The sequence below is a fragment of the Streptomyces sp. NPDC088810 genome, assembly GCF_044750305.1.
In the GTDB taxonomy this organism is placed as follows: Bacteria; Actinomycetota; Actinomycetes; order Streptomycetales; family Streptomycetaceae; genus Streptomyces.
Genome location: NZ_JBIVJQ010000004.1, coordinates 594,401 through 619,007 on the forward strand (window position 1 = coordinate 594,401; position 24,607 = coordinate 619,007).

Sequence of the window (24,607 nt, forward strand, 5' to 3'; positions counted from 1 at the left end):
TGTTCAACTCTGCCCGGGGCGCCGCCTCGGCACCCATGGCCCACCTCCGCTTACCTCCGGTAACCTTACTCCCCGGTAAGCAAGAGACCCTGCTGGAGGCGTGATGACCGCCGTCACCCTGACCGCGTCCCCCGCGTTGGCCCCGCTGCTGGCCCGGGGCGCCCTGCGCTCGCCCTTCAAGCGCCCCGCACCCGACGCGGCCTTCCCGCGCACCCGGCTCGTACTGCCCGGCGTGCGCGTGGACCTGGCGAAACTGGCCGCGTACGAGCGGGTCTGCGGCTTCCCGACCGGCGAACCCGACCTGCCGCTCACCTACCCGCACGTCCTCGGCTTTCCGCTGGCCATGCGGCTGATGAGCGGACGGGACTTCCCGCTGCCGCTGCTGGGCCTGGTCCACACGTCGATCGAGATCGTGCGGAGCGCGGCACTGGCGGCCGACGGGGAGTACGAGCTGTCCGTCCGGGTGGACGGACTGACTCCGCATCGGCGCGGGACGGAGGCCGCCGTGGTGACGGAGCTCCGCTCGGGCGGGAGGGCGGTGTGGGAGTCCCGGAGCACGTACCTGGCCCGGCACCGCACCGGACCGGGCGCGTCACCCGCGCCACGGGCGGACGCCGGCGCGTGGCTGCCCGTGGTCGCCGAGTGGAGCCTCGCCGGGGATGTGGGACGGCGGTACGGCGCCGCGTCCGGTGACCGCAACCCGATCCACCTGTACCCGCTCGCCGCCCGCCTCTTCGGCTTCCCGCGGGCCATCGCGCACGGGATGTGGACCCTGGCCCGCTGCCTGGCCGCCCACGGCACGGGGAGCCGTGCCGTGGTGCGGGCCGGGTTCCGGGCGCCGGTGCTGCTGCCGGGGACGGTGACGTACGGAGCCGACGGCAACGGTCGCTTCGAGCTGCGGGGCGGTGGCGGGCGACTACACCTGTGGGGAGCGGTGAGCTAGGGCATGTCGTTGGGGGTGATCACCGTCCGAGGGCGCGGGTGCCGGGTGGGTTGCTCGCGCAGTTGCCCGCACCCCTAGGCCGGCTCAGCCGACGGTGTCCATACACGGCCCTGCATCAGATTGCCCAAGCCCGCCCACGCGAAGTTCATCAGCGTGGCCGCCGCCTGGCGGGCCGTGACCCCCGGCGTGGCGTTGGCCCACGCGGCGAGGGACTCGGCGGCGCCCACCAGCGCCTCGGCCAGCCCGGCGACCTCGTGTTCCGGCAGGTCGGGGTCCCGGTGGGCCTCGCGGGCCGCCACCGCGACCAGCCGGGTCACGAACGCGACGATCTCCGTCCGCATCGCGGCAACCTCGGCCGCGAAGGGCTCCCCGTGCGTACGGGCCTGGAGGTGCAGCACCGACCAGCCGTCGGGATGCTCGCCGGTGTGCGCGAAGAACGCCTGCAAGCCGTCCCAGAGTTGCCGGTCGGCGGGCAGCCCCGGCCGGACCCCCGCACGGACGGCCTCCGTGAGCGCGGCGGCCTCGCGGCGGATGCAGGCGGTGAAGAGGTCTTCCTTGGAGTTCAGGTACAGATAGACCAACGGCTTGGACACGCCCGCGAGTTCGGCGATCTCGTCCATCGAGGCGGCCATGTACCCGCGTTGCCCGAAGATCCGTACGGCGGCGTCGAGCATCTGCTGCTCGCGCACCGCCCTCGGCATCCGTTTGGTCTTGACGGCACCCATGAGGGCAAGACTAGTTGGGCCGGGGCCCGCACTAGTGGGGCGCGGCGGCCCCGCCCTGCGCCCGCGAGGCGTCGTCGGCCCCGTCCTCCTGGCTGCGGTTGGCGTCCAGGTTGGCCTTCATGCGGTCGACCTTGCCCACGATCTGCACGGACGCCCGGTCCCGCTCCTTGCGCAGCGCCACCCAGCTGATCGGCGCCGAGAGGACCAGGGCGAGCAGCAGGACCCACAGTCCGTTGGAGTCGCCGAAGCCGCGCGGGAAGATGCCCGAGTAGACGGCACCCCAGACGACCACGAGGCAGCCCGCGAAGATACCGAGGCGCATCAGCGTGTAGCGGAGCATCTCAATCCACTCGTCCGATTCCAAAAGGGGTCGTCGTCCAGTGAAGCACGGACCGCAGGCGATCACGCAGGGGGGTCGGCTCAGCCGAGCGGCAGCAGCATGAACACTTCGTCGCGGTCGTCGCCGGGCGCGGCCCGGATGGCGTCCGGGACGCGGCCGACCTCCTTGTAGCCGCAGGAGGCGTAGAACCGCTCCAGCCCGTGCCCGCCCCGGCAGGTCAGCCGGATCGCCTGGACACCCTCGATCCCGCGGGCCGCGTCCGCGGCGGCGGCCAGCAGGTCACGGCCGTAGCCCCGGCCCTGGTGGCGGGGGTGGACCATCACCGTGTACAGCCACACCCAGTGCGTCATCAGCCGGTGCGTGTTGTGGGTGAGGAAGGCGGTCGCCGCGACCTCGCCGGCCTCGTCCTGGCCGACCAGCAGCCGGGTGCGTCCCTCGACCATCTGCACGAAGTGGCGCACCAGCTCCGGCCGTATCTCCTCACGGGTCACCGGCGGGACGAAGCCGACGGCGCCGCCCGCGTTGGAGACGTCCGTCCACAGGTCGAGGATGCCGTCGCGGAGGGTGGGGGTGATGGCTGGGTCCAGGGTGAAGGTAAGAGGCACGGGGGCAGTTTACTTATTACCCGAGGGCTCGTGCAGCCACCTTCAGGTCCGCCACCAGGCCCTGGTAGGCCGCCTTGCGGTCCTCGTCGTCCTGCGCGCGCAGCACCGAGGACGGGTGCACGGTCGGCACCAGCCGCTCCGGCCGGCCGTGGATCTCCCGTTCGAGCACGGTCCCGCGTACCTCGCCCACCCGGAACGACGACCCCAGCAGGGCCTTGCCGGCCGTCGCGCCCAGGATCACGATCAGCTCCGGCTCCACCAGCGCAAGTTCCGCCGCCAGCCAGGGGCCGCAGGCCGTCATCTCCCGCAGGCTGGGCGCCCTGTGGATGCGGCGCTTGCGGGGTTCGGCCTGGGTGAACTTGAAGTGCTTCACCGCATTGGTCACGTAGGCCTCGGCGGGGTCGATGCCGGCGTCCTCCAGCGCCCGGTCGAGGAGCTTGCCCGCGGGGCCGACGAACGGCCTGCCCTGCCGGTCCTCCTGATCGCCGGGCTGCTCCCCCACGAGCATCACGCGGGCGTCGGTGCGTCCGGTGCCGAAGACTGTCTGGGTGGCTGCGCGGTGGAGGGGGCAGCCGTGGCAGCCGGCGGCGGCTTGGCGGAGAACGCCCAGGTCAGCGCCCTCCGGAACGAAGGGAGCAGCGTTGTACTGGTCTTCGGGTGCCTTCGTGGGCATGCGCCCCGGGTACCCACCCGGGGGCGCGGGGAACTGCGCGACCAGCCCCCACGCTCCCGCACCCGCACGACTGCCTGCCGCGCCTCACACCCGCATCGGCTGGGGGGACTCGCGGCGCAGGGGGTCGGGGGCGTCGTACTCGCGGATGATCTCGTACCGGGTGTTGCGTTCCACCGGGCGGAAGCCCGCGTCGCGGATCAGTTCCAGGAGATCCTCGCGGGTCAGCTTGTTCGGCGTGCCGAAGTTGTCCGCGTCGTGGGTGATCTTGTACTCGACGACCGAGCCGTCCATGTCGTCGGCGCCGTGCTGCAGGGCGAGCTGGGCCGTCTGGACGCCGTGCATGACCCAGAAGACCTTGACATGCGGGACGTTGTCGAAGAGGAGCCGGGAGACGGCGAAGGTCTTCAGGGCCTCCGCGCCGGTGGCCATCTGCGTCCGCGCCTGGAGGCGGTTGCGGATCTTGCCGTCCTTCATGTCCACGAAGTCGTGCTGGTAGCGCAGCGGGATGAAGACCTGGAAGCCGCCGGTCTCGTCCTGCAGTTCACGCAGCCGCAGGACGTGGTCGACGCGGTGGCGGGGCTCCTCGATGTGGCCGTACAGCATGGTGCACGGGGTCTTCAGACCCTTCTCGTGCGCCAGGCGGTGGATGCGGGACCAGTCCTCCCAGTGGGTCTTGTGGTCCACGATGTGCTGCCGGACCTCCCAGTCGAAGATCTCCGCGCCACCGCCGGTGAGGGACTCCAGGCCCGCGTCGATCAGCTCGTCCAGGATCTCCGAGGCCGACAGACCGGAGATCGTCTCGAAGTGGTGGATCTCCGTCGCCGTGAAGGCCTTCAGCGAGACGTTCGGCAGGGCCGCCTTCAGCTCCCGCAGCGACCGGGGGTAGTACCGCCACGGCAGGTTCGGGTGCAGGCCGTTGACGATGTGCAGCTCGGTGAGGTTCTCCGACTCCATCGCCTTGGCGAGCTTGACGGCCTCCTCGATGCGCATCGTGTACGCGTCCTTCTCGCCCGGCTTGCGCTGGAACGAGCAGTAGGCGCAGGAGGCCGTGCACACGTTGGTCATGTTCAGGTGGCGGTTGACGTTGAAGTGGACGACGTCACCGTTCTTGCGGGTCCGCACCTCGTGCGCCAGTCCGCCGAGCCACGCCAGGTCGTCCGACTCGTACAGCGCGATGCCGTCCTCACGGGTCAGCCGCTCACCGGAGCGGACCTTCTCCTCCAGCTCGCGCTTGAGTCCGACGTCCATGCCCACACCTTTCTACGACAGCACGGCCCACGGTATCCCTAGACCTCTTCGGGCAGTTCCCCGACCCGGTTCTCCCACTTCGTGGACAGCACGATCGTGGTACGGGTGCGGGAGACGCCCTTGGTTCCGCTGAGCCGGCGGATGATCTTCTCCAGGCCGTCCACGTCCGTCGCCCGCACCTTGAGCATGAAGGAGTCGTCGCCGGCGATGAACCAGCAGTCCTCGATCTCCGGCAGGTCCCGCAGCCGCTGGGCGACGTCCTCGTGGTCGGCGGCGTCGGAGAGCGAGATGCCGATCAGCGCGGTGACGCCGAGGCCGAGGGAGGCCGCGTCCACCGTCGCGCGGTAACCGGTGATGACACCGGCCGCCTCCAGCCGGTTGATGCGGTCGGTGACGCTGGGGCCCGACAGGCCGACGAGGCGCCCCAGCTCCGCGTAGGAGGCCCGGCCGTTCTCCCTCAGGGCCTGGATGAGCTGCCTGTCCACCGCGTCCATGCGATCGAAGCCTTCCGGTGAAAGTTCCTGAAGTGATGAGAGGTACTGCTGCTTGCCTTACTCGCCCGCTGTGCCGCCGCCGAGTTCGCCCTTCCACCGCCGGTACAGGCCGTGCTCGACGCCGGCCGCGTCCAGCACCCGGCCGGCGACGAAGTCCACCAGGTCCTGGATGTGGGTGGCGCCCGCGTAGAAGGCGGGCGAGGCCGGGACGACCGTGGCGCCGGCGTCGTCCAGGGCGACGAGGTGGCGCAGCGTCTGCCCGTTCAGGGGGGTCTCCCGTACGGCCACGACCAGCGCCCGGCGCTCCTTCAGTGTGACGCTCGCCGCACGCTGGAGCAGATCCTTGGACAGGCCGAGCGCCACACCGGCCACGCAGGCGGTGGAGGCGGGCACGATGAGCATGCCCTTCACCGGGTACGACCCCGAGGAGGGGCCGGCGGCGAGGTCGCCCGCGCTCCAGTACCGCACCCCGCTGACGTCCGCGTCGAAGGTGCCCGGCTTGCCGTCGGCGCCCCTGGCGAGCCATTCCCGCAGGTCGTCCTGCCAGTGGGCGTCCCGGAACGAGATCCCCGTCTCGTCCAGCAGCGTCAGCCGCGAGGCCCGGCTGACCACCAGGTCCACCGCTTCCCCTGCCTCCAGCAGCGCCCGCAGCACCGCAGCGGCGTACGGCGTCCCGGAGGCTCCGGACACCCCCACGATCCAAGGCACGCGCTGCGTTTCTCCTGCGTTCACATCTTGAGCGTACCGGTGGGTCGGGCAGGGCTCAGGCCGGGTGGGGCGCCTCGGGATCCACGGGCAAGGGTGTCCCGGCCGAGGCAGCCGTCCGGGCCGGGATTCCAGAGCGTGACGAGGTGCCCGACCGTACTCAGACGGTCAGACCCCGAACGAGGAGATCGAGGAGCGCGCACACGAACAGGGCAATGCCGATGAAGCCGTTGACCGAGAAGAAGGCCCGGTTCAGGCGGGAGAGGTCGTGGGGGCGGACGATGCGGTGTTCGTAGACGAAGGCGCCGGCGACGATCAGCAGGCCCAGCCAGAAGAACGCGCCGGCGTGGGTGGCCAGGCCGTACCAGACGAACAGGGCCGTCGTGAGGGCGTGGCAGGCCCGCGCGCCCCAGATCGCGGCCGGGATACCGAAGCGGGCCGGGACCGACATGACGCCGATCTCGCGGTCGGTCTCGACGTCCTGGCAGGCGTAGATCAGGTCGAAGCCGCCGATCCAGATGCCGACGGCCAGGCCCAGGATCACCGCCGTCCAGGACCACTCGCCGCTGATCGCCAGCCAGCCGCCGATCGGGCCCATGGACTGGGCGAGGCCGAGGATGGCCTGCGGAAAGTTGGTGAACCGTTTCCCGTAGGGGTAGACCACCATCGGGATCACCGCGACCGGGGCCAGGGCCAGGCAGAGCGGGTTGAGCAGGGCCGCCGCGCCCAGGAAGACCACCAGGGCGATCAGGGCGCCCGTCCAGGCGTGCTTGACCGACATCGCGCCGGTCACCAGCTCGCGGTGGGCCGTGCGCGGGTTCCTGGCGTCGATCTCGCGGTCGATGATCCGGTTGACGGCCATGGCGAAGGTGCGCAGGCCGACCATGCAGACCGTGACCAGCAGCAGGCGGGCCCAGTGGATGTTCCTGTCCCACTCGTACATCGCCGTCAGGGAGGCGATGTAGGCGAAGGGCAGCGCGAAGACCGAGTGCTCGATCATCACCAGGCGCAGGAAGGCCTTGGTGCGTCCCGGCTGGGGGATGGCGGCGGATGCCGACGTCACAGTCCGTACTCCTTCCAGCGGCGGTCCACCAAGGCCGCCGTATCCGGGTCCGGCAGGACCATGTCCGGCCAGCCCCCGTCCCGGGTGTAGCCCTCCTCCGGCCACTTCCTCGTCGCGTCGATGCCCGCCTTGCCGCCCCAGAACTGCTGGTAGGAGGCGTGGTCCAGGTGGTCGACGGGGCCTTCCACGACCGTCAGGTCGCGGCCGTAGTCGGTGTTGCCGAGGGCCCGCCAGGCCACCTCGTGCAGGTCGTGGACGTCGCAGTCGGAGTCCACGACCACGATCAGCTTGGTCAGGGACATCATGTGTGCCCCCCAGATGGCGTGCATCACCTTCTGCGCGTGCTTCGGGTACTTCTTGTCGATCGAGACGATCGCGCAGTTGTGGAAGCCGCCGGCCTCGGGCAGGTGGTAGTCCACGATGTCCGGGACGATGATCTTGAGCAGGGGCAGGAAGAAGCGTTCCGTGGCCCGGCCGAGGGGGCCGTCCTCCGTGGGGGGCCTGCCCACGACGATCGACTGGAGCAGGGGGCGCCTGCGCATCGTCACGCAGTCGATCGTCAGCGCCGGGAAGGGCTCCTGCGGGGTGTAGAAGCCGGTGTGGTCGCCGAAGGGGCCCTCGGGCAGCATCTCGCCCGGCTCCAGCCAGCCCTCCAGGACCACCTCCGCGTTGGCCGGCACCTGGAGCGGGACCGTCTTGCAGTCGACCATCTCGATGCGCTTGCCGGCGAGGAACCCGGCGAAGAGGTACTCGTCGATGTCACCGGGGAGGGGGGCGGTGGAGGCGTACGTCACGGCGGGCGGGCACCCGAACGCGATCGCGACCGGCAGGCGTTCGCCCCGGCGCGCGGCCACCTGGTAGTGGTTCCGGCTGTCCTTGTGGATCTGCCAGTGCATGCCGATCGTGCGCTTGTCGTGGCGCTGCAGCCGGTACAGGCCCAGGTTCCGGATGCCGGTCTCGGGGTCCTTGGTGTGGGTCAGGCCCAGGTTGAAGAAGGAGCCGCCGTCCTTCGGCCAGGTGAACAGCGCCGGGAGCCGGTCGAGGTCGACGTCGTCGCCGCGCAGGACGACCTCCTGCACCGGCGCCTCCTTGACCTTCCGCGGCGGGACGTGGGCCATCGCGCCCAGCTTGCCGAAGGCCTCGCGCACACCGACGAAGCCGTGCGGCAGCTCGGGCCGCAGCAGGCCGCCGATCTTCTCGGAGATCTCGCCGTACGACTTCAGGCCCAGCGCCTTCAGCAGGCGGCGGTCGGTGCCGTACACGTTCATGGCGAGGGGCATGTCCGAGCCGCGCACGTTCTCGAAGAGCAGCGCCGGGCCGCCGGACTTCTGCACCCGGTCGACGATCTCCCCGACTTCCAGGTACGGGTCCACCTCGGCCTTGATGCGCATGAGGTCTCCCTCGCGCTCCAGCGCCCGCAGCAGGGAGCGAAGATCGTCGTAAGCCATGTGTCCCAGTATCTGCCACCCGCTACTCTGGCCCGGTCACCAGGGTCGAATCACGGCGTGGGGAGTACGCGCGGCCATGCTCAGGTATCTGCCGTTCCTGCTGGTCATGGCGCTGTTGATCTACTCCGTCGCCTGGCTGTTCACCGGCCGGACCCGGCGCGGCCCGGCGGGCGGCTCCACCCCGGCCGAGTGGCACCGCAACGCCGCGGCGAACTGGGTCGCCCCGGACGACAACCCGGAGTTCCTGAAGTCCCTGGACGAGAGGACCCGGGGCGGGGACGACGACCCCCGGCAGGACTAGGCCCGGCCGGCCGGTCGCGCGGGCGAGGTGAACGTCCGTCAGATGTCCCGGGGCTGGCGTCCATAACGACTTGCCACTGCCGACTCCGGGTGGGGTTAATGGTCGGCATCGAGACACGAGGGATCTTCTGACCTCTGGGGGACCACATGGAGACCGGCCAGCCGCCCGAGCGCCCGGCCCACGCACCGCCTTCCGCACCGGCCGCCCCGCCGGCCGGACCGCCCTCCGGTCCGCCGCCGGGGCCGGCGGCCACCGTGCACTCCGGGCCTCCGATGCCGGACGTGCCGCCGCCGGCCCGGACGGCTCCGCCGACCCCCGTGGAACTGCGGGTCAGCGAGCGGATCCTGTGGATCGGCTCGGCCGTCTACCCGCTGCAGAACATCGCCCGCGTCTACACCTTCACCATGCGGCCGAGGCGCAAGGAGGCGGTGCTGCGGTTCCTGCGGTACGCCGCCGGGACCCTGGTCGTCGGGTTCATCGCCATGCTGCCGGGGCTGCCCTCGCTGACGTTCCAGGGCGCCGACTCCGGCGGGGCCAGTTACGTGGCCTGGGTCTGGTTCCTGGCCCTCGCCGCCGCCGTCTACTTCTTCATCGACATGATGTCCGTGCTGACGGCCCAGCCCCACTACGTCCTCGCCGTCGAGACGTCCGGCGCCTCCACCGGACTGGTCACCAGCCGGGACGCGCGCTACCTGGACCAGCTCGTGGGCCAGATCTCGTACGCCATCGACCACCCCGACACCGAGTTCCGGGTGACGGTGGAGCGCCTGACCGTCTCGCCGAACCACTACTACTTCGGTGACAACGTCAACATGTACGGCGGCAACGGAAACGTGGGGATCACGCGATGAGCGGCAACAACTACTACTACGGCGACAACGTCAACATGTACGGCGGCCAGGGCAACCAGGGCATCGTCAAGAACCAGGCGGCAGCCGTCGGACAGGACCCGGCGCTGGTCGCGGCCCTCGCCGAACTGCACCGGATGATCGCCGAGTTGCGCGCCCAGGTGCCGGCCGCCAGCGCCCAGTTGCTCGACGAGTCCCTGCCCGCCCTCAGCACCGACGCCGCCGTCCCCGCGCAGGAGCGGCACCGCGCGCTGATGGCGATCGCCGGGATCGCCGCCACCGTCGGCGCGGTCGGCCAGCCGGTGGCCCAGGCGGTCCAGGCGGTCATCGGCCTGCTGGGCGGCTAGAAAGGCCCGCCCGAGGGTGGAAGCATGAGAGCAGGAACCCCGGCTCGACGGAACGAGGCCAGTGGTGAGTGACGCGCGTATCCCCACCGTCGATCTTCGGGTCTGGACCGAAGGGGACGCGGTGCCGCGGGCCAGGCTCGCCCGTACCGTCGACCAGGCGCTGCAGAGCGCCGGGTTCCTGCTGGTCACCGGGCACGGCGTGGCACCGGAGCTGCGGGCCGGGATCCGGTCGGCCGCGCGGGAGTTCTTCCTGCTGCCCGCCGAGGTCAAGCAGCGGTACGCGGCGAAGGTCGGCGGACGCGGCTGGCTCGGCCCGGGCACCGAGGCCAACGGGTACGCGGAGGGCACCGAGACCCCGCCGGACCTGAAGGAGTCGCTCACCTTCGCGACCGCCGAGCCGTTCGAGGACCCGGTCGTCGACGCCGAGTGGTACGCGCCCAACGTGTGGCCCGCCGAGGTCCCCGCGCTGCGCGGGCTGTGCGAGGAGTACCTGGGCCGGATGGCCGCGCTGGAGAAGGAGCTGCTGGCCCTGCTGGCCTGCGCGCTCGGCCTCGGCGCCGACTTCTTCGCCCGGCACATGGACCATCCGACGTACGGCTTCAACATCAACTGGTACCCGGGGACGGACGTCGTCGGCGCGCCGCAGCCGGGGCAGTTCCGGATCGGTCCGCACACCGACTTCGGGACCGTCACCATCCTCGACCGGCAGGCGGGCCGGGGCGGACTCCAGGTGTACACCGACGCGGACGGCTGGCAGGACGCGCCGTACGACCCGGCCGCGTTCACCGTCAACATCGGTGATCTGCTGGCCCGTTGGACCGGGGACCGGTGGCGGTCGGGCCGGCACCGGGTGCTGCCGCCGCCCCTCGACGCGCCCGCCGAGGAGCTGATGTCGCTCGTCTACTTCGGCGAGTGCACCCCGGGCACGCTGGTGGAGTCCCTGCCGGCGCCGGTGGGCCGGGTGGCGTACCCGCCCGTCGACTCGCACGAGTACCTCCGCGCCAAGCTCGACTCGATCACCGTCGGCTGACCTCATCCCCGTGCTGCCCTCACCGGTGACCGAGGGTTAATCACTTCCGCGTTCGGCCTGCCATCCGTTCCGTTGAAATGGAGCGGGCGGGCATGTCCCGGCCGCGTCTGACGGCATTGCCTTGCAGGGGGCCCGAACACCGGGCCCCTTCGGCGATGGGAGACGCGTGCGAATCACTGACATCCAGCGCTGCGAGGTCCGGCCGGGACGGCTCGTCGAGTGGACGCTGAGCCCGGCGACCGTCGCGGCGGCGACGGCGCTCCCGGAGGACTCCCGGCCGCCCGCCTACATCCAGGAGTCGCACATCAGGACGGCCAGGTGCGTCCGCGAGGGCGGGCTGTTCGTGCCGACCTGGCTCGGCACCGCCTTCGACCTGCCCGGCCCGCTCGACCTCGACGTGCTGGAGCGGGCCCTGCACACCTGGACCCTGCGGCACGAGACGCTGCGCAGCGGCTTCCGCTGGGCCGGTGACGAACTGCGCCGGTTCACGCTCGACGCGGCCGAGGTGTCCCTGCACCGGGAGGACGCGGGCGACTTCCCCGACGCGGACGACCTGGTCCGGCACCTCCAGCACCGCTTCGACACGGTCGCGGACGCGCTGCGCTGGCCCAACCTCATCTACACGGCGGTGGACCGCGACGACGGCGCGAGCGTGTACATGGCGTTCGACCACAGCAACGTCGACGCCTACTCCGTGCAGCGGATCGCCGCCGAGATCCACGAGTTGTACGCGGCGGGCCTGGCCGGCACCGAGCCGGACGACCGTGGGCCGGTCGCCAGTTACGTCGACTTCTGCGGGATCGAGCGGGCCGGCGCGGACGGTCTCGACAGCCGGCACGCGATCGTGGAGCGCTGGCGGGAGTTCATCCACCGCTGCGACGGCACACTGCCAGCCTTCCCGGTCGACCTCGGCCTCACGCCCGGCGGACCGCTGCCCAGGCAGCAGATGCTGTGCGAGCCGCTGGCGGACGCGGACGCGGCGGCGGCGTTCGAGGCGTACTGCCGGCCCTACGGCGGCAGCCTGGTCGGGCTGCTGGCCGCGACCGGGCTCATCGTGCACGAACTCGGCGGGCAGCCGGTGTACCGGACGGTGGTGCCGTTCCACACCCGGGTGAAGTCCCGGTGGACCGACTCGGTGGGCTGGTACGTGGGCGGCGCCCCGATCGAGGTGCCGGTGTGCCGTACCCGCGGCTTCCCGGAGGCCCTGCGGGCGGTGCGCGCCGAGCTCCAGGCGAACCGGTCGCTGGCCCGGATGCCGCTGGCCCGGGTGCTGCGCCTGCTCGGCTCCGACTTCCGGCCGACCTCCCCGGACCTGCACTCGATCGTGTCGTACGTCGACGCCCGCGGCATCCCGGGCGCCGAGCGGTGGACCGAGCTGAAGGCGTACGGGCTGATGCGGGTGTCGTACGGCGACCAGGTGTGCGTGTGGGTGAACCGGCTGCCCGAGGGGCTGTGGCTGGCGAGCCGGTACCCGGACACGGACGTCGCGGTGAAGACCATGCGGCTGTACGTGGAGCGGCTGCGGGACCGGATCGCCTCGGTGGCCGACGGCAGCCTCTCCGCGGTCTCCTAGGCGTTCCCGCCGAGTGTCCCGATCAGGCGTTCGAGCCGATCGCGCCAGCGCTGCTCGGACTCCTCCTCGCCCTGGAACTCGTGCGTGAAGCGGAGCACGCTGGCGTTGTCCCCTTCGCGCTCCAGATGGAACCGGAGCCGGCCCGCGCCCTCCAGCGTGTACTCCGCGACCCGGTCCACGTCCCACGCGGTCACCTGCCCGCTGCCCAGGTCGCGCAGGGTGACCGCGCCGCCGAGCCGGTGTTCGAGCACCTCGGCGGCGGTGAACCAGGACGCCAGCCCCTCGGCCGTGGCCACCGCGGCCCAGACGTCCTCCATCGGCCGCGGGAGCTCCACCACGAAGTGCAGGATGTGCTCGTTCCCGTGCGTCTGGCTGGTGCCCTGTGCGATGGAACCGCTCATGACACCAGCCTGCCCCCGGCTCGGAGCACCCGCACGCGGTCACGGCCGCTCCCCCGCGGCCGGGCCGCGGGGGTCACACGCCCGCGTAGGAGTGCTTGCCGCTCACGAAGATGTTGACGCCGTAGTAGTTGAACAGCCAGCAGCCGAAGGCGATCATCGCCAGGTAGGCGGCCTTGCGGCCCTTCCAGCCCGCGGTGGCCCGGGCGTGCAGGTAGCAGGCGTAGGCGATCCAGGTGATGAAGGACCAGGTCTCCTTCGGGTCCCAGTTCCAGTACCGGCCCCAGGCGTCGCCCGCCCAGATCGCGCCCGCGATGATCGTGAACGTCCACAGCGGGAAGACCGCCGCGTTGACGCGGTAGGCGAACTTGTCCAGGGACGCCGAGGCGGGCAGCCGCTCCAGCACGGAGGACGCGAACCTGCCGGGCTTGCCGCCGGCCTCCAGCTTGTTCTCGTACGAGTCCTTGAACAGGTACAGGATCGTGGCGACCGCGCCGACGTAGAACACCGCGCCGCAGAAGATCGCGGTGGAGACGTGGATGTACAGCCAGTACGAGTGCAGGGCCGGCACCAGCTGGTCGCTGGCCGTGTAGAGGACGGTGACCGCGAGGCCCAGGTCCAGCAGGACGGTCGTGACGAGGAACAGGCCGAGCCAGCGCACGTTCTTCTTCAGGGCCAGCAGCGCGAGGTACACGCCGACGGCGACCGTGGAGAAGGTGATGTTGAACTCGTACATGTTGCCCCACGGCGCCCGCTCCACGGAGGCCGCGCGGGTGACGACACCGCCCAGCTCCACGAGGAACGCGAGCACGGTGAGGGAGATCGCGATCCGGCCGTACAGGTCGCCCTGCTCGTCGCCGCCGTGCGCGCCCGGCCCGTCGGGCACGTCCCGCGCGCCGGACGCCGAGCGGACGACGACCTTGGGCCGCTCCAGCACGGCGGTGCCGCCGGCCTGCCGCACGGTGACGGCGGGGGCACCCGCCGTGCGCTCGCGGTCGGCGGTGAGCGCGGCGGCCGTACGGGCCACCTTGCTGCGGCTGCCGAACAGCCACTCGGCGATGTAGGCGAAGAAGGCCAGGGTGTAGACGGCCATCGACGAGTAGATCAGCGTGTTGCTGATGCTCGCGAGGTGTTCGTTGGTTGCGGCGGCGAGAGTCACTTCTCAGCCCCTTCGGCAGGTACGACTGGGGATTCGGAGGCGTCGTCGTCGGGGTCGGGGGCCCCCGGCGCCTGGTCGTAGAGGATTCCGGCGAGGTCGCCCAGTTCCTCGGGCACCTTGGCGGACTCGCTGCGGCCGAGCCCGGCCATCTCGACCACCGTGACGCCGTCGGCACCGCGCACCGCCCGCACCCAGACGCGGCGGCGCTGGATGAACAGGGACGCGGCCAGGCCGAAGATCGCGGCGAGGGCACCGCCGAGCGCCCAGCCACTGCCCGGCTCCTGGACGATCTCGAAGCCGGCCCACTCCTTGACGTCCTTCTCGAAGGTGATGGACCCGGCGCCGTTCGGCAGCGTGAGCGTGTCGCCCGGCTTCAGCAGCTTCTTCAGCAGCTGGCCCTTGCCGTCCTTGAACGCCTTCATGTGCGACTTGTCGAGCTGGTACACGCTCTGCGGGATGCCCGAGTTCACACCGAGGTCGCCGTGGTAGGCGTTCACCGCGAGCAGCGGGTTCAGCAGCGCCGGGAACTGCGAGAGCATCGTGCCGCTCCGCGCGTCGAACGTCGGCACGAAGAACGCCTGGAAGCCGAGCTGCTCCTTCTTGCCCTTCGCGTCGCGGTAGCCGTCCATCACCTTCACCACGCCGTTGGAGGTGACGTTGCCGTCGAGCGGCAGCAGCGGTACGGCGTCCTGGTAGACGACCCTGCCCTTGCCGTCGCGGACGGTGACGACGGGCGCGTAACCGTGGCTGACCAGGTACACCTTGGCGTCGTCGATCTTCAGCGGCTCGTTGACCTTGACGGTGGTCGTCCTGCCCTTGCCGTACGCGCCCTCGCTGTAGCGGATCCGCGCCTCGAAGGTGCGCGGGGTGCCCTTGTTGGGGCCGGTGAGCTCGTAGGTTCCCTTGAAGTCCTTCAGGTCGAAGCTGAACGGCACCAGGTCGTCGTTCTGGAACAGGCTGCCGGACTTGAAGTCGTCGTACATCGGCAGCGCGTTGGAGAAGCCGTCGCCCTCCACCATCAGCTTGGTGCCGTCGGACTTGTACAGCTGGCCCGTGGCGAAGGCGACGAGCAGCACGATCAGTGCGATGTGGAAGACCAGGTTGCCCAGCTCGCGCAGGTAACCCTTCTCGGCGGCCACGGCGTCACCGGCGAGGTGCGCGCGGAAGCGGCGCTTCTTCAGCAGGGCGAGCGCGGCCTCGCGGACCTGCTCCGGGTCGGCCTGCGTCCGCCACGTCGTGTACGCGGGCAGCCGGGTCAGCCGCTTGGGCGCGCCCGGCGGACGGCCGCGCAGCTGGCCGACGAACTGCCAGGTGCGGGGGACGATGCAGCCGATCAGGGAGACGAACAGCAGGATGTAGATCGCGGAGAACCACACCGAGCTGTAGACGTGGAACAGGCCGAGCTTGTCGTAGACCGGCGCCAGCGTCTTGTGCGCGGCGCGGAAGTCCTCGGCCTTGCCCGCGTCCGCGCCGGTCTGCGGGATCAGCGAGCCGGGGATGGCGGCCAGCGAGAGCAGCAGGAGCAGCAGCAGTGCGACCCGCATGGAGGTCAGCTGCCGCCAGAACCAGCGCACCCAGCCGATGACGCCGAGGGACGGCGGGGTGGAGATCTCCTCCTGCGGGGCGGTGGACAGCTGGGAGCCGGCGGCCCCGAGGTCCTCCTGGTCCTGGCTCTTGTCGGTTTCGGTTGTGCTCATCGATCAGATCCCCACAGTGAAGCCATCGGACCAGCCCTGCATCTCCTGCACGAGGTGGTCCCAGGCCCCGGTCAGCAGCAGCGCACCGGTCACGATCATCATCGTGCCGCCGATGCGCATCACCCAGACATAGTGGCGCTTGACCCACCCGAAGGTACCGAGCGCCTTGCGGAAGGCTACGGCCGTGACCACGAACGGCACACCGAGGCCCAGGCAGTACGCGACGGTCAGTATCGCGCCCCGGCCGGCGCTCGCCTCATGGGAGGAGAGGGCGACGACGGAGGCGAGCGTGGGGCCGATGCAGGGCGTCCAGCCGATCCCGAACAGGGCGCCCAGAACGGGCGCACCGACCAGGCCGGTGGCGGGGCGCCGGTGAAAGCGGAACTCGCGCTGGGTCAGCCAGGGCATCAGGCCCATGAAGAAGACGCCCAGCAGGATCATGAGCACGCCGAGCACCTTGGACAGGGTGCCCTTGTACTCCTGCAGGGTCGAGCCGAAGAAGCCGAACAGGGCCCCGCCGGAGACGAAGACGACGGTGAAGCCGAGGACGAACAGGGCGGCGCCCGCGGCCATCCGCCCCCGCCGGGCCTCGGCCAGGTCGGTGCCGGCGACCCCGGTGACGTACGAGAGGTAACCGGGGACCAGAGGAAGGACGCAGGGGGAGAAGAAGGAGACGAGGCCACCGAGGAGGGCGATCGGCAGGGCGACCAGCAGGGCTCCGTTGAGCACGGTCTGGTTCTTGCCCGTCTCCGCCGCGAGCGTGAGGAGCGCGCTCACGTCACTTCTCCGCGAGGACCGGCTTGAGCATCTTCAGCAGGGCGGTGTCGTCGAGCGCCTCCAGGGCCCGCGCGGCGACCTTGCCGTGCCGGTCGATGACGAGCGTGGAGGGGATGAGCTGGGGGTTGAGCGTGCCCTTCTCGAACCGGAGCATCAGCTTGCCCGTCGGGTCGTACAGGCTCGGGTACGCGACCCCGTGCTCCTTCTCGAAGTTCACGGCCGGGGTGGTGCTGGTGTCCCGGGTGTTGATGCCGACGAACTGCACGCCCTTGCCCTGGTACTCCTTGGAGACCTTGGCGAAGTACTGGGCCTCCTCGCGGCACGGTCCGCACCACGAGCCCCAGACGTTGAGGACGACGACCTTGCCCTTGTAGTCGGCGACGTCGAGGGTCTTGCCGTCGATGGTCTCGCCGGACAGGTCGGGGACCGTGGCGCGCTTGCCGGCGGGCACGGTGTCGATGCCGTTCTTGCCGGTGACGAAGTTGGTGTCGCCACCGCCTCCGGAGATGCCGCCCTTTCCGCACGCGGACAGGGTCAGGGCCGCGACGGCGGCCACAGCGGTGAGCAGGACGGCGCGGCTGCGGGTACTCATGTGAAAAGTTTCGCATGCCTGTTCCGGGGATTTCGCCCGCCCCCCTGCCGGGCGGAAAACCGCATTTCAGGGCGTATTTACACAGGACATTCCGGACACTCGGCCGGGATCATGCCGCATTGGAGGAGGCGGACTTGGCGTCCCGCAGGAACTCCTTCCAGCCGCCCGTCGGCCGCTGCCCGACGCCCAGCGTGCGCAGCTTGGCGAGCACCTCGGGCTTCTGCACGTCCATCCAGTCCACGAACTGCCGGAAGGAGACCAGTCGCACGTCGGCGCCCTTCTCCTTCTCGCGCGCGATGTGCTTGAAGGCCTCCTCGACGGAGTCCATGTAGATGCCGCCGTTCCACTGCTCGAAGTGGTTGCCGACGAAGAACGGCGCCCGGTTTGTCTCGTATGCCCGCTGGAATCCCTGGATGTACGCCTGCGCGGACTGCTTGCGCCAGCCCGGGTAGTTGTAGGCGGGCGCCTTGGTGGAGTTCACGGACTGGTTGGCGAGCATGTTGTAGTCCATGGACAGGACCTCGAAGGAACGTCCGGGGAAAGGTATCTGCTGCAACGGCAGGTCCCAGATCCCCAGCTTCTTCTCCGGCCACATCTGACGACCGCCCGGCGAGGAGGCGTCGTAGCGCCAGCCCAGCTCGCGCGCGGTGGGCAGCAGGTTGTTCTGGCCGAGCAGACAGGGCGTACGGCCGCCGACCAGCTCCTTGTCGTAGTCGAACGGCAGCGAGGGCAGGTTCGTCCAGCCGGTGTTGGTCCGCCACTCCTTCACGAACGCCTTGGCCTGCCGGATCTCGCTCGCCCACTGCTGCGGGGTCCAGTTGCCGACCGTGCCGGTACCGGCGCAGAAGTGCCCGTTGAAGTGGGTGCCGATCTCGTGGCCCTCCAGCCAGGCCCGGCGCACGTTCGTCAGCGTGGCCTTGATGTGCTCGTCGGTGAGGTAGCCGATGTCGGAGGCGCCGCGCGGGTTGTTCGGGGGCTCGTACAGCCGCTTCTTCGACTCGGGCAGCAGATACAGGCCCGAGAGGAAGAAGGTCATGGACGCGCCGTGCTCCTTGGCCAGGTCCAGGAAGCGCGGGAAGAGGCCGTTGCCGACCTCGCCGGCGCCGTCCCAGGAGAAGATCACGAACTGCGGCGGGGTCTGCCCCGGCTCCAGCGGCTCGGGCTTGGCCGGCTGGTGCGGCTGCCTGCCGGTGAAGGAGGTGGAGCCGTCGCCGATGGGCCGCGCCGGACGCCCACCGTTCCCCTTCCCGCCCCCGTGCCCGGGCCGGCCCTGGCCGGAACCGTTCGGCCGCCCGCCGCCGTCCGAGGACGTGAGGCTTCCGCAGCCGGCGAGCGAGGCGGCCGCCGCGCCGGCGCCGAGGCCGAGTGCTCCCCGCCGGGAGAGGGTCCGGGAGAAGGTGCGCATGGAAAACCCCGATTCGTCGCGCCTGCTGGTGTCACCCAGTCAGAGGGCGCGACGATCGGGGAGGTTCCGATCATTCTTATGTTTTTCGCAACGCTTCCGGCAAAGGCACCCTAAGTCACACCAAACGGACTGTCAGTGCACCGGAGTTCGGCCGGTCAGGCGCCGAAGGCCTTCCCCTGCGCGGTGCCCCTGCCCTTCTGCGGCTTGGCGCCGGCCCGCAGATGGACCGGGACCAGATCGATGGCGGGCTCGCTGTAGCCCACGGACACGATCTTGTCACCCAGGTATGTGAAAGTCGTCAGGGAGGCGAGGGTGCACTGCCGCTTGCGCGGGTCGTGCCACAGCCGCCGCCGCTCGACGTACGACCGCACGATCCAGATCGGCAGCTGATGACTGACCAGCACCGCCTCGTGCCCGCGCGCCTGGTCCTTGGCCGCGTTCAGCGCGCCCATCATCCGCACGACCTGGTCCACGTACGGCTCGCCCCACGACGGCCGGAACGGGTTGACGAGGTGCTTCCAGTTGTCCGGCTTGCGCAGCGCGCCGTCGCCGACGCCGAACGTCTTGCCCTGGAACACGTTGTCGGCCTCGATCAGCCGCGCGTCGGTGTCCAGATCCAGCCCGTGCGCCTTGGCGATCGGGGTGGCCGTCTCCTGCGCCCGCTCCAGCGGGGAGGAGCAGACGTAGGTGACGTCCCGTGGGGCGAGGTGCTCGGCGACCCGCTCGGCCATCTTCCGGCCCAGCTCGGACAGGTGGTAGCCGGGCAGCCGCCCGTACAGGATCCCGTCCGGGTTCTCGACCTCGCCGTGCCGCATGAGGTGGACGACGGTGATGTCCTTGTTCTCGGGGGAGGTGCTCATTCTGCCGTGGCCTCCGCAGCCGCCCGGGCCGCCGCCGGAAGGGCGTCGGCGATCTTCTGCACGGCCCGCTCGTCATGGGCCGTGGACACGAACCAGGACTCGAAGGACGACGGCGGCAGGTACACGCCGTTCGCCAGCAGCGAGTGGAAGAACGCGGTGAAGCGGTACGACTCCTGCCGCTTGGCGTCCTCGTAGGTGCGCACCTGCCGGTCCGTGAAGAACACGGAGAACATGTTCGACGCGGTCTGCACCCGGTGCGCGACACCCTCCTTCGACAGCGCCTCGCCGACGAGGGTGCGGATCTGCTCGGACACGGCGTCGATCCTGTCGTAGGCCGCGTCGTCGAGCAGCCGCAGCTGGGCGAGACCGGCGGCGGTGGCGACGGGGTTACCGGAGAGGGTGCCGGCCTGGTACACGGGTCCGGCGGGGGCGAGGTGCGCCATGACGTCGGCACGGCCGCCGAAGGCCGCGGCCGGGAACCCGCCGCCCATGACCTTCCCGAAGGTCATGAGATCCGGCTTCACGCCCTCCACGCCGTACCACCCGGCGCGGCTGGTGCGGAACCCGGTCATCACCTCGTCGGAGATGAACAGGGCGCCGTTCTTCTGGCAGGCGTCCTTCAGGCCCTGGTTGAACCCGGGGTCCGGCGGCACGACACCCATGTTCCCCGGCGACGCCTCGGTGATCACACAGGCGATCTCGCCGGGGTGCCGGTGGAAGGCCTCCTGCACGGCCTCCAGGTCGTTGTACGGCAGCACGATCGTGTCGCCGGCCTGGGCCCCGGTGACACCGGGGGTGTCCGGCAGCGCGAACGTGGCGACACCGCTGCCGGCCGCGGCGAGCAGCGAGTCCACGTGCCCGTGGTAGCAGCCGGCGAACTTGATCACCTTGGACCGCCGGGTGAACCCGCGGGCGAGCCGGATCGCGGACATGGTCGCCTCGGTGCCGCTGCTGACGAGCCGCACCTGCTCGACCGGCTCGACCCGGGCGACGATCTCCTCGGCGAGCGCGACCTCGCCCTCGCCGGGCGTGCCGAAGGACGTACCGCGGGCGACGGCCTCCTGGACGGCGGCGATGACCTCGGGGTGGGAGTGCCCGAGGATCATGGGCCCCCAGGAGCAGACCAGGTCGACGTACTCGCGGCCATCGGCGTCGGTGAGGTAGGCCCCCTTGCCCGACACCATGAACCGGGGGGTGCCGCCGACGGCGCGGAAGGCGCGCACCGGGGAGTTCACTCCGCCCGGGGTGACGACGGAGGCGCGGTCGAAGAGCGCCTGTGAGACGGGCGCGTCGTAGGGATAGGGCGTTTCGCTCATGGCACTCATGACGTGCGGCTTCTCCGGCTTCTCGGACTCCGGTTGCGGGGTGACCTCCTCAGGGTAGGCCGCGGGCCGGACGGACCGCGGTCGGCCTCGTGATCAGAGCGGCGCCATCCCTCATCTGAGAGACTGACACCTGATACACACAGCTCATACGCACGTAAGGATCAGAGGCCGGGAATTTCCCGCGCGGACTGTTGTTCCACCGTACGTTTCGGCGGGCGGCCGTGGGGGAGGTCACTGACACGATGATCGGGTTGCGCGGCGGGGGCCACGCGTCCTAGAAAAGCAGTCGGGTGGAGATATGCATCGCGGTGGCGGACTGGGCGAGGGGACTGATGACCTGGGTCCTCGACGTGCCCGGCGGGGAAGGCACCGGCGCGACGCGGAGGAAACGACCGAGGCACGTCAGACCGACGCACGTCAGACACAGGGTGTACCGAGTGAGCCCGAGCGGTACGACCGGCAGATCGACGGCCGGCTCGACCACCGGGCCGACCGCCTCCGGGCGGGGAGCAGGAATGGTGGTCGGGTGGGGGTGACGTACAAATACTTCGGCGCGCCGGACGGCGCGACCGCGGCCCGCGTCCCCATCTCGATGCGCCCCGAGGAACTCGGCGGCGACGAGCTGGGCATGAACGGCATGTTCACCAAGATCAAGCCGGAGACGATGGCCGCGATGGTCCTCACGGGCATCGAGGGCGTCCCCCTGCACAAGGTCCCGCCCCTGGAACTGGTCGTCCTGCACCCCGACTACGCCGTCGTCAAACTGCCCATGACGGTCGTCGACCCCCTCCGCGGCATCGGCGAGGAAGCGGTCGGCGCGGCGGCCTTCATCTGGTCGACGGTCCCGGACCGGGGCGGCCCGCGGGACGCGTTCAACGTGTACCAGTTGCTGCACGAGTGGCAGGACTTCTCGCACCGGCTGCACGAGGCGGGGCATCAGCCGTATTGCTTGGTCTGGCCCTGAGCTGGGGTTTCCTGGGGCAGGCGAGGAGTTCAGCAGCCGCCGGAGGTGGCGGTCGGGGCACCGACGCCGATCCGGAGGGTGACCGGGGCGCCGCAGCAGCCACCGCCTTCGGCGACCTGTGCGGCGCCGGGGTCGTCGTAGAGGCCGGCGCCGCCGCACACGCCGGTCTCCGGGAGGGTCAGCTCGACGCGCTCGGCGGCTTCGCGGTCGCCGGCGATCGCGGCGGCGATGGAGCGGACCTGCTCGTAGCCGGTCAGCGCGAGGAACGTGGGCGCTCGGCCGTAGGACTTCATGCCGACCAGGTAGATGTCCCGCTCCGGGTGGGCCAGCTCGTTGACGCCGTGCGGATAGACGGTGCCGCAGGAGTGGACGTTCGGGTCGATCAGCGGGGCCAGCGCGGTCGGGGCCTGCAGGCGTTCGTCGAGGCCGAGGCGGACCTCGGAGAGGAACGACAGGTCGGGGCGGAAGCCCGTCAGCACGATGACCTCGTCGACCGGGTCCAGGCGGCGGCCGTCCTCGGCGACCAGGACAAGCCGGTCACCGTCCCGTTCCACACCCTGTGTGCGGAAGCCGGTCACCGCGCTCGCGTGGCCGGCCTCCACGGCGGCCTTGGCGCGCAGGCCCAGGGCGCCTCGGGCGGGGAGCTGGTCGGCCTCGCCGCCGCCGAAGGTGTTCGCGCCGATACCGCGCCGCAGGACCCATGCCGCGTGTGTGCCGAACTCCTCCTCGGCCAGGTCGGCGAGGTGGGCCAGTGCGGTGAAGGCGGAGGCGCCGGAGCCGATGACCGCGGTGCGCTTGCCCGCGTACCGGGTGCGGACTCCCGGGTCCCGCAGGTCGGGGACGCGGTAGGAGATGCGGTTGGCCGCCGCCCTTTCGCCGAGGGCGGGGAGGCCGTCGGCGCCCATCGGACTGGGGACGGACCAGGTGCCGGAGGCGTCGATGACGACTCCCGCGCTGATCCGCTCTTCACAGCCGTCGGCCAGCTCAATGTGCACGGTGAAGGGCTGCTCGTCCCGGTCGGCGTCGACGATGCGGTCGCGGCCGGCGCGGGCGACGCCCGTCACGGTCGCGCCGTAGCGGATCTTGTCGCCGAGGACGTCGGCGAGCGGCTGTAGGTACTGCTCGGCCCAGTCACCGCCGGTGGGGTACGTCGCGCCGTCGGGGCGGATCCAGCCGGCGGCGGCGAGGAGCTTTTCGGCCGCCGGGTCGGTGACCTCCGCCCACGGGGAGAACAGTCGCACGTGCGCCCAGTCGCGCACGGCGGTGCCGGCGGAGGGGCCGGCCTCCAGGACCAGCGGTTCGAGGCCGCGCTCGACGAGGTGGGCGGCGGCAGCGAGGCCGACGGGGCCTGCGCCGATGACGACGACGGGCAGCTGGCCAGTGGCGGGCGCGTTCACGGTGTCCCCTTTGCTTCGACATTCGTCGATGGCTTGTGCGGCCAGCATGGCACTTGCTTCGACAAGCGTCAACATAGACATCGATCGAAACAAGCTTCCTGGTTCGACATGTGTCAACATAGATGCATGTCGAACACCAAGGTGCTGCCGCTGGTCGAGCCCGACTCCGACGCCGCGGCGCCGTGCTGCCCGCCGCTCACCGAGCGCCCTTTCACCGCGGACGAGGCCGAGACGGCCGCACGGATGTTCAAGGCGCTGGGCGACCCGGTTCGGCTGCGGCTCTTCTCCGCCGTGGCCTCGCACGAGGGCGGCGAGGCATGCGTGTGCGACATCTCCGACGTCGGCGTCTCCCAGCCGACCGTCTCCCACCACCTGAAGAAGCTCAAGGAGGCCGGCCTGCTGACCTCCGAGCGGCGCGGCACCTGGGTGTACTACCGGGTCGAGCCATCGGTGCTGGCAGCGATGGGCAAACTGCTGGCCATCACGCCGGCAGCGGCCTGACCTCGACCGTCATCCCCGGCAGAACGCGGCCGTCGAGGTCGTCGTGCAGGAAGGGGCGCCACCAGGTGCCCGACTGGTCCCCTGACGAAGGAAGAACCGATGCCCTCCAGCCCGCTCGCCTCCGTGCTGTTCGTCTGCATCCACAACGCCGGGCGTTCGCAGATGGCCGCCGGCTTCCTCTCCCACCTCGCGGGCGACCGGATCGAGGTCCGCTCCGCCGGCTCCGTGCCCGCAGCGCAGGTCAACCCGGCCGCGGTCGAAGCGATGAGGGAGGTCGGCATCGACATCGCCGACCAGCAGCCCAAGGTCCTCACGACCGAGACCGTCCAGGCGTCCGACTACGTCATCACCATGGGCTGCGGCGACGCCTGCCCGGTCTTTCCCGGCAAGAAGTACCTCGACTGGGCCCTGGAGGACCCGGCGGGCAAGGGCGTCGAGGCCGTTCGCCCGATCCGCGACGAGATCAGGAAGCGGATCGAGGCGCTGATCTGCGAGATCGACGCCCAGCAGGAGGCGTGAGGTCTGCGGCGACGGCGGTCCACGCCCGGCCGCGGTCGTCTGATCCGAACCGCTACCGGCGTCGCTGTGGTCACAGCCCCTTTGGCGGCACAAGGGGTTCCAGCAGTTCCAGGGCCTCCTCCCAGCGGAAGCGGTCCGTGTCCCCGTACGCCCCGGAGTCGTGGGGTTCGCGGGAGCCGATCAGGACGCCCATCGACCGCAGGCGGTCCAGGCTCTGCCGGTAGGCGGGGTGGGCGGCCTGGGCGGTGTTCAGGTATGGCAGGGCGACGGTCGGGATGAGCAGGCCGTACGCCTCGCACAGGATGGCCAGGGCGAGGGTGTCGGAGATTCCGGCGGCCCACTTGTTGAGGGTGTTGAAGGTGGCCGGGGCGACCGCGATGGCGTCCGGGGGCGGCAGCGGGCGCGGGTCTCCGGGTCTGCGCCAGGCGGAGCGGACCGGGTAGCCGGTCTGCGCCTCGACCGCCTGCGCGTCGATGAAGCCGAGGCCCTGGGGGGTGGCGACGACACCGACGTCCCAGTCCGCCTCCTGGGCGGCGGTGATCAGCTTGCCGACGTCGGGGGCGATGCCGCTCGCGCAGACGACGACGTACAGGAAGCGCTTCTTGTCCGGGGCGGTCGGTTCGGTCACGCGGGCACTCCCGGTCGGCGGCTGATGCGGCGAGGTTCCGGC

General features: G+C 70.7%; 28 protein-coding genes. 9 read left to right on the forward strand and 19 right to left on the reverse strand.

The genetic code is table 11. The features are described 5' to 3' along the window. Nucleotides 1-103: 103 nt before the first annotated feature. Nucleotides 104-943 (forward strand): MaoC family dehydratase, encoded by an 840-nt coding sequence (locus tag ACIP4Y_RS17410; RefSeq protein ID WP_401393741.1) that lies wholly within the window; start codon nucleotides 104-106, stop codon nucleotides 941-943. A gap of 74 nt (nucleotides 944-1,017) precedes the next feature. Here the strand turns inward: ACIP4Y_RS17410 and ACIP4Y_RS17415 are convergent, their stop codons facing one another. The 9 genes from ACIP4Y_RS17415 to ACIP4Y_RS17455 all read right to left on the reverse strand — a co-directional run bounded on the left by ACIP4Y_RS17415 (nucleotide 1,018) and on the right by ACIP4Y_RS17455 (nucleotide 8,244). Further along, the gene (locus tag ACIP4Y_RS17415) at nucleotides 1,018-1,668 is read right to left on the reverse strand and encodes a TetR/AcrR family transcriptional regulator (protein WP_401393744.1); all 651 of its coding nucleotides are present in this window, start codon (nucleotides 1,666-1,668) and stop codon (nucleotides 1,018-1,020) included. A 31-nt stretch (nucleotides 1,669-1,699) separates the two neighbouring features. Further along, nucleotides 1,700-2,008 carry a DUF4229 domain-containing protein gene (locus tag ACIP4Y_RS17420; RefSeq protein ID WP_401393747.1) on the reverse strand — a complete coding sequence of 103 codons (309 nt, stop codon included), beginning with the start codon at nucleotides 2,006-2,008 and terminating at the stop codon, nucleotides 1,700-1,702. Between the two features lie 80 nt (nucleotides 2,009-2,088). After that, nucleotides 2,089-2,613, reverse strand: coding sequence for a GNAT family N-acetyltransferase (locus tag ACIP4Y_RS17425; protein WP_401393750.1), 525 nt, complete (start codon nucleotides 2,611-2,613; stop codon nucleotides 2,089-2,091). 16 nt (nucleotides 2,614-2,629) lie between these two features. Then, nucleotides 2,630-3,286 (reverse strand): UdgX family uracil-DNA binding protein, encoded by a 657-nt coding sequence (locus ACIP4Y_RS17430; protein WP_401393753.1) that lies wholly within the window; start codon nucleotides 3,284-3,286, stop codon nucleotides 2,630-2,632. A gap of 84 nt (nucleotides 3,287-3,370) precedes the next feature. Beyond that, nucleotides 3,371-4,534: an aminofutalosine synthase MqnE gene (gene mqnE / locus ACIP4Y_RS17435; RefSeq protein ID WP_358638102.1), complete on the reverse strand. Its 1,164-nt coding sequence runs from the start codon at nucleotides 4,532-4,534 to the stop codon at nucleotides 3,371-3,373. A gap of 38 nt (nucleotides 4,535-4,572) precedes the next feature. Then, on the reverse strand, nucleotides 4,573-5,028 hold the full coding sequence (locus ACIP4Y_RS17440; protein ID WP_356857998.1) for an Lrp/AsnC family transcriptional regulator: 456 nt from the start codon (nucleotides 5,026-5,028) through the stop codon (nucleotides 4,573-4,575). 57 nt (nucleotides 5,029-5,085) lie between these two features. Beyond that, nucleotides 5,086-5,736 carry a UbiX family flavin prenyltransferase gene (locus tag ACIP4Y_RS17445; protein ID WP_358638104.1) on the reverse strand — a complete coding sequence of 217 codons (651 nt, stop codon included), beginning with the start codon at nucleotides 5,734-5,736 and terminating at the stop codon, nucleotides 5,086-5,088. 157 nt (nucleotides 5,737-5,893) lie between these two features. Next, nucleotides 5,894-6,796, reverse strand: a complete 903-nt coding sequence (gene mqnP, locus ACIP4Y_RS17450; protein WP_358638106.1) for a menaquinone biosynthesis prenyltransferase MqnP — start codon at nucleotides 6,794-6,796, stop codon at nucleotides 5,894-5,896. Beyond that, nucleotides 6,793-8,244 carry a menaquinone biosynthesis decarboxylase gene (locus tag ACIP4Y_RS17455; protein WP_401393758.1) on the reverse strand — a complete coding sequence of 484 codons (1,452 nt, stop codon included), beginning with the start codon at nucleotides 8,242-8,244 and terminating at the stop codon, nucleotides 6,793-6,795. The genes mqnP and ACIP4Y_RS17455 overlap by 4 nt, the downstream gene beginning before the upstream one ends. Before the next feature lie 76 nt (nucleotides 8,245-8,320). Between ACIP4Y_RS17455 and ACIP4Y_RS17460 the strand changes: the two genes are divergently transcribed. The 5 genes from ACIP4Y_RS17460 (at nucleotide 8,321) to ACIP4Y_RS17480 (ending at nucleotide 12,343) form a co-directional block, all read left to right on the forward strand. Next, the gene (locus ACIP4Y_RS17460; RefSeq protein WP_401393761.1) at nucleotides 8,321-8,545 is read left to right on the forward strand and encodes a hypothetical protein; all 225 of its coding nucleotides are present in this window, start codon (nucleotides 8,321-8,323) and stop codon (nucleotides 8,543-8,545) included. Between the two features lie 272 nt (nucleotides 8,546-8,817). Beyond that, a complete protein-coding gene (locus ACIP4Y_RS17465) occupies nucleotides 8,818-9,396 on the forward strand; it encodes a DUF6232 family protein (RefSeq protein ID WP_401393764.1) in 579 nt (192 codons plus the stop codon). Beyond that, nucleotides 9,393-9,740, forward strand: coding sequence for a hypothetical protein (locus ACIP4Y_RS17470; RefSeq protein WP_401393767.1), 348 nt, complete (start codon nucleotides 9,393-9,395; stop codon nucleotides 9,738-9,740). The genes ACIP4Y_RS17465 and ACIP4Y_RS17470 overlap by 4 nt, the downstream gene beginning before the upstream one ends. A 64-nt stretch (nucleotides 9,741-9,804) precedes the next feature. After that, nucleotides 9,805-10,770 (forward strand): isopenicillin N synthase family dioxygenase, encoded by a 966-nt coding sequence (locus ACIP4Y_RS17475; RefSeq protein ID WP_401393770.1) that lies wholly within the window; start codon nucleotides 9,805-9,807, stop codon nucleotides 10,768-10,770. A gap of 166 nt (nucleotides 10,771-10,936) precedes the next feature. Then, nucleotides 10,937-12,343 (forward strand): condensation domain-containing protein, encoded by a 1,407-nt coding sequence (locus ACIP4Y_RS17480; RefSeq protein ID WP_358638116.1) that lies wholly within the window; start codon nucleotides 10,937-10,939, stop codon nucleotides 12,341-12,343. Here ACIP4Y_RS17480 and ACIP4Y_RS17485 read toward each other — a convergent pair. The 8 genes from ACIP4Y_RS17485 to hemL form a co-directional block, all read right to left on the reverse strand. Beyond that, nucleotides 12,340-12,744 carry an SRPBCC domain-containing protein gene (locus tag ACIP4Y_RS17485; RefSeq protein ID WP_358638118.1) on the reverse strand — a complete coding sequence of 135 codons (405 nt, stop codon included), beginning with the start codon at nucleotides 12,742-12,744 and terminating at the stop codon, nucleotides 12,340-12,342. The genes ACIP4Y_RS17480 and ACIP4Y_RS17485 overlap by 4 nt on opposite strands. Before the next feature lie 73 nt (nucleotides 12,745-12,817). After that, a complete protein-coding gene (gene ccsB, locus ACIP4Y_RS17490; protein ID WP_401393774.1) occupies nucleotides 12,818-13,900 on the reverse strand; it encodes a c-type cytochrome biogenesis protein CcsB in 1,083 nt (360 codons plus the stop codon). Next, on the reverse strand, nucleotides 13,897-15,597 hold the full coding sequence (locus ACIP4Y_RS17495) for a cytochrome c biogenesis protein ResB (RefSeq protein WP_401393776.1): 1,701 nt from the start codon (nucleotides 15,595-15,597) through the stop codon (nucleotides 13,897-13,899). The genes ccsB and ACIP4Y_RS17495 overlap by 4 nt, the downstream gene beginning before the upstream one ends. Nucleotides 15,598-15,600: 3 nt before the next feature. After that, a complete protein-coding gene (locus ACIP4Y_RS17500) occupies nucleotides 15,601-16,374 on the reverse strand; it encodes a cytochrome c biogenesis protein CcdA (protein ID WP_358638124.1) in 774 nt (257 codons plus the stop codon). A 1-nt stretch (nucleotide 16,375) separates the two neighbouring features. Then, nucleotides 16,376-16,966, reverse strand: coding sequence for a TlpA disulfide reductase family protein (locus tag ACIP4Y_RS17505; RefSeq protein WP_358638126.1), 591 nt, complete (start codon nucleotides 16,964-16,966; stop codon nucleotides 16,376-16,378). A 109-nt stretch (nucleotides 16,967-17,075) separates the two neighbouring features. Beyond that, a complete protein-coding gene (locus tag ACIP4Y_RS17510) occupies nucleotides 17,076-18,371 on the reverse strand; it encodes a hypothetical protein (RefSeq protein WP_401393780.1) in 1,296 nt (431 codons plus the stop codon). Between the two features lie 155 nt (nucleotides 18,372-18,526). Beyond that, on the reverse strand, nucleotides 18,527-19,231 hold the full coding sequence (locus ACIP4Y_RS17515) for a histidine phosphatase family protein (RefSeq protein WP_401393783.1): 705 nt from the start codon (nucleotides 19,229-19,231) through the stop codon (nucleotides 18,527-18,529). Continuing rightward, nucleotides 19,228-20,547, reverse strand: a complete 1,320-nt coding sequence (gene hemL, locus ACIP4Y_RS17520; RefSeq protein ID WP_401393786.1) for a glutamate-1-semialdehyde 2,1-aminomutase — start codon at nucleotides 20,545-20,547, stop codon at nucleotides 19,228-19,230. Before hemL ends, ACIP4Y_RS17515 begins: the two co-directional genes overlap by 4 nt. Before the next feature lie 535 nt (nucleotides 20,548-21,082). Here hemL and ACIP4Y_RS17525 point away from each other — a divergent pair. Then, entirely contained in the window at nucleotides 21,083-21,520 is a 438-nt protein-coding gene (locus ACIP4Y_RS17525) for a hypothetical protein (protein WP_003974483.1), read from the forward strand. Nucleotides 21,521-21,549: 29 nt separating this feature from the next. Here the strand turns inward: ACIP4Y_RS17525 and ACIP4Y_RS17530 are convergent, their stop codons facing one another. Beyond that, entirely contained in the window at nucleotides 21,550-22,917 is a 1,368-nt protein-coding gene (locus tag ACIP4Y_RS17530) for an FAD-dependent oxidoreductase (protein WP_401393789.1), read from the reverse strand. 126 nt (nucleotides 22,918-23,043) lie between these two features. Here ACIP4Y_RS17530 and ACIP4Y_RS17535 point away from each other — a divergent pair, with 126 nt between their 5' ends. Then, a complete protein-coding gene (locus ACIP4Y_RS17535; RefSeq protein WP_401393792.1) occupies nucleotides 23,044-23,418 on the forward strand; it encodes an ArsR/SmtB family transcription factor in 375 nt (124 codons plus the stop codon). Between the two features lie 99 nt (nucleotides 23,419-23,517). Then, entirely contained in the window at nucleotides 23,518-23,937 is a 420-nt protein-coding gene (locus tag ACIP4Y_RS17540) for an arsenate reductase ArsC (protein ID WP_401393793.1), read from the forward strand. Nucleotides 23,938-24,007: 70 nt separating this feature from the next. Here ACIP4Y_RS17540 and ACIP4Y_RS17545 read toward each other — a convergent pair whose 3' ends face one another. Continuing rightward, nucleotides 24,008-24,565 (reverse strand): flavoprotein, encoded by a 558-nt coding sequence (locus ACIP4Y_RS17545; protein ID WP_401393796.1) that lies wholly within the window; start codon nucleotides 24,563-24,565, stop codon nucleotides 24,008-24,010. Nucleotides 24,566-24,607 lie beyond the last annotated feature (42 nt).

Bases quoted from the DNA above. Each gene is read 5' to 3' on its own strand.
- ACIP4Y_RS17410 (WP_401393741.1), top strand. From the start codon at position 104: ATGACCGCCGTCACCCTGACCGCGTCCCCCGCGTTGGCCCCGCTGCTG.
- ACIP4Y_RS17415 (WP_401393744.1), bottom strand. From the start codon at position 1,668: ATGGGTGCCGTCAAGACCAAACGGATGCCGAGGGCGGTGCGCGAGCAG.
- ACIP4Y_RS17420 (WP_401393747.1), bottom strand. From the start codon at position 2,008: ATGCTCCGCTACACGCTGATGCGCCTCGGTATCTTCGCGGGCTGCCTC.
- ACIP4Y_RS17430 (WP_401393753.1), bottom strand. From the start codon at position 3,286: ATGCCCACGAAGGCACCCGAAGACCAGTACAACGCTGCTCCCTTCGTT.
- mqnE (WP_358638102.1), bottom strand. From the start codon at position 4,534: ATGGACGTCGGACTCAAGCGCGAGCTGGAGGAGAAGGTCCGCTCCGGT.
- ACIP4Y_RS17440 (WP_356857998.1), bottom strand. From the start codon at position 5,028: ATGGACGCGGTGGACAGGCAGCTCATCCAGGCCCTGAGGGAGAACGGC.
- ACIP4Y_RS17455 (WP_401393758.1), bottom strand. From the start codon at position 8,244: ATGGCTTACGACGATCTTCGCTCCCTGCTGCGGGCGCTGGAGCGCGAG.
- ACIP4Y_RS17460 (WP_401393761.1), top strand. From the start codon at position 8,321: ATGCTCAGGTATCTGCCGTTCCTGCTGGTCATGGCGCTGTTGATCTAC.
- ACIP4Y_RS17465 (WP_401393764.1), top strand. From the start codon at position 8,818: ATGCCGGACGTGCCGCCGCCGGCCCGGACGGCTCCGCCGACCCCCGTG.
- ACIP4Y_RS17470 (WP_401393767.1), top strand. From the start codon at position 9,393: ATGAGCGGCAACAACTACTACTACGGCGACAACGTCAACATGTACGGC.
- ACIP4Y_RS17485 (WP_358638118.1), bottom strand. From the start codon at position 12,744: ATGAGCGGTTCCATCGCACAGGGCACCAGCCAGACGCACGGGAACGAG.
- ACIP4Y_RS17495 (WP_401393776.1), bottom strand. From the start codon at position 15,597: ATGAGCACAACCGAAACCGACAAGAGCCAGGACCAGGAGGACCTCGGG.
- ACIP4Y_RS17505 (WP_358638126.1), bottom strand. From the start codon at position 16,966: ATGAGTACCCGCAGCCGCGCCGTCCTGCTCACCGCTGTGGCCGCCGTC.
- ACIP4Y_RS17510 (WP_401393780.1), bottom strand. From the start codon at position 18,371: ATGCGCACCTTCTCCCGGACCCTCTCCCGGCGGGGAGCACTCGGCCTC.
- ACIP4Y_RS17515 (WP_401393783.1), bottom strand. From the start codon at position 19,231: ATGAGCACCTCCCCCGAGAACAAGGACATCACCGTCGTCCACCTCATG.
- hemL (WP_401393786.1), bottom strand. From the start codon at position 20,547: ATGAGCGAAACGCCCTATCCCTACGACGCGCCCGTCTCACAGGCGCTC.
- ACIP4Y_RS17535 (WP_401393792.1), top strand. From the start codon at position 23,044: ATGTCGAACACCAAGGTGCTGCCGCTGGTCGAGCCCGACTCCGACGCC.
- ACIP4Y_RS17540 (WP_401393793.1), top strand. From the start codon at position 23,518: ATGCCCTCCAGCCCGCTCGCCTCCGTGCTGTTCGTCTGCATCCACAAC.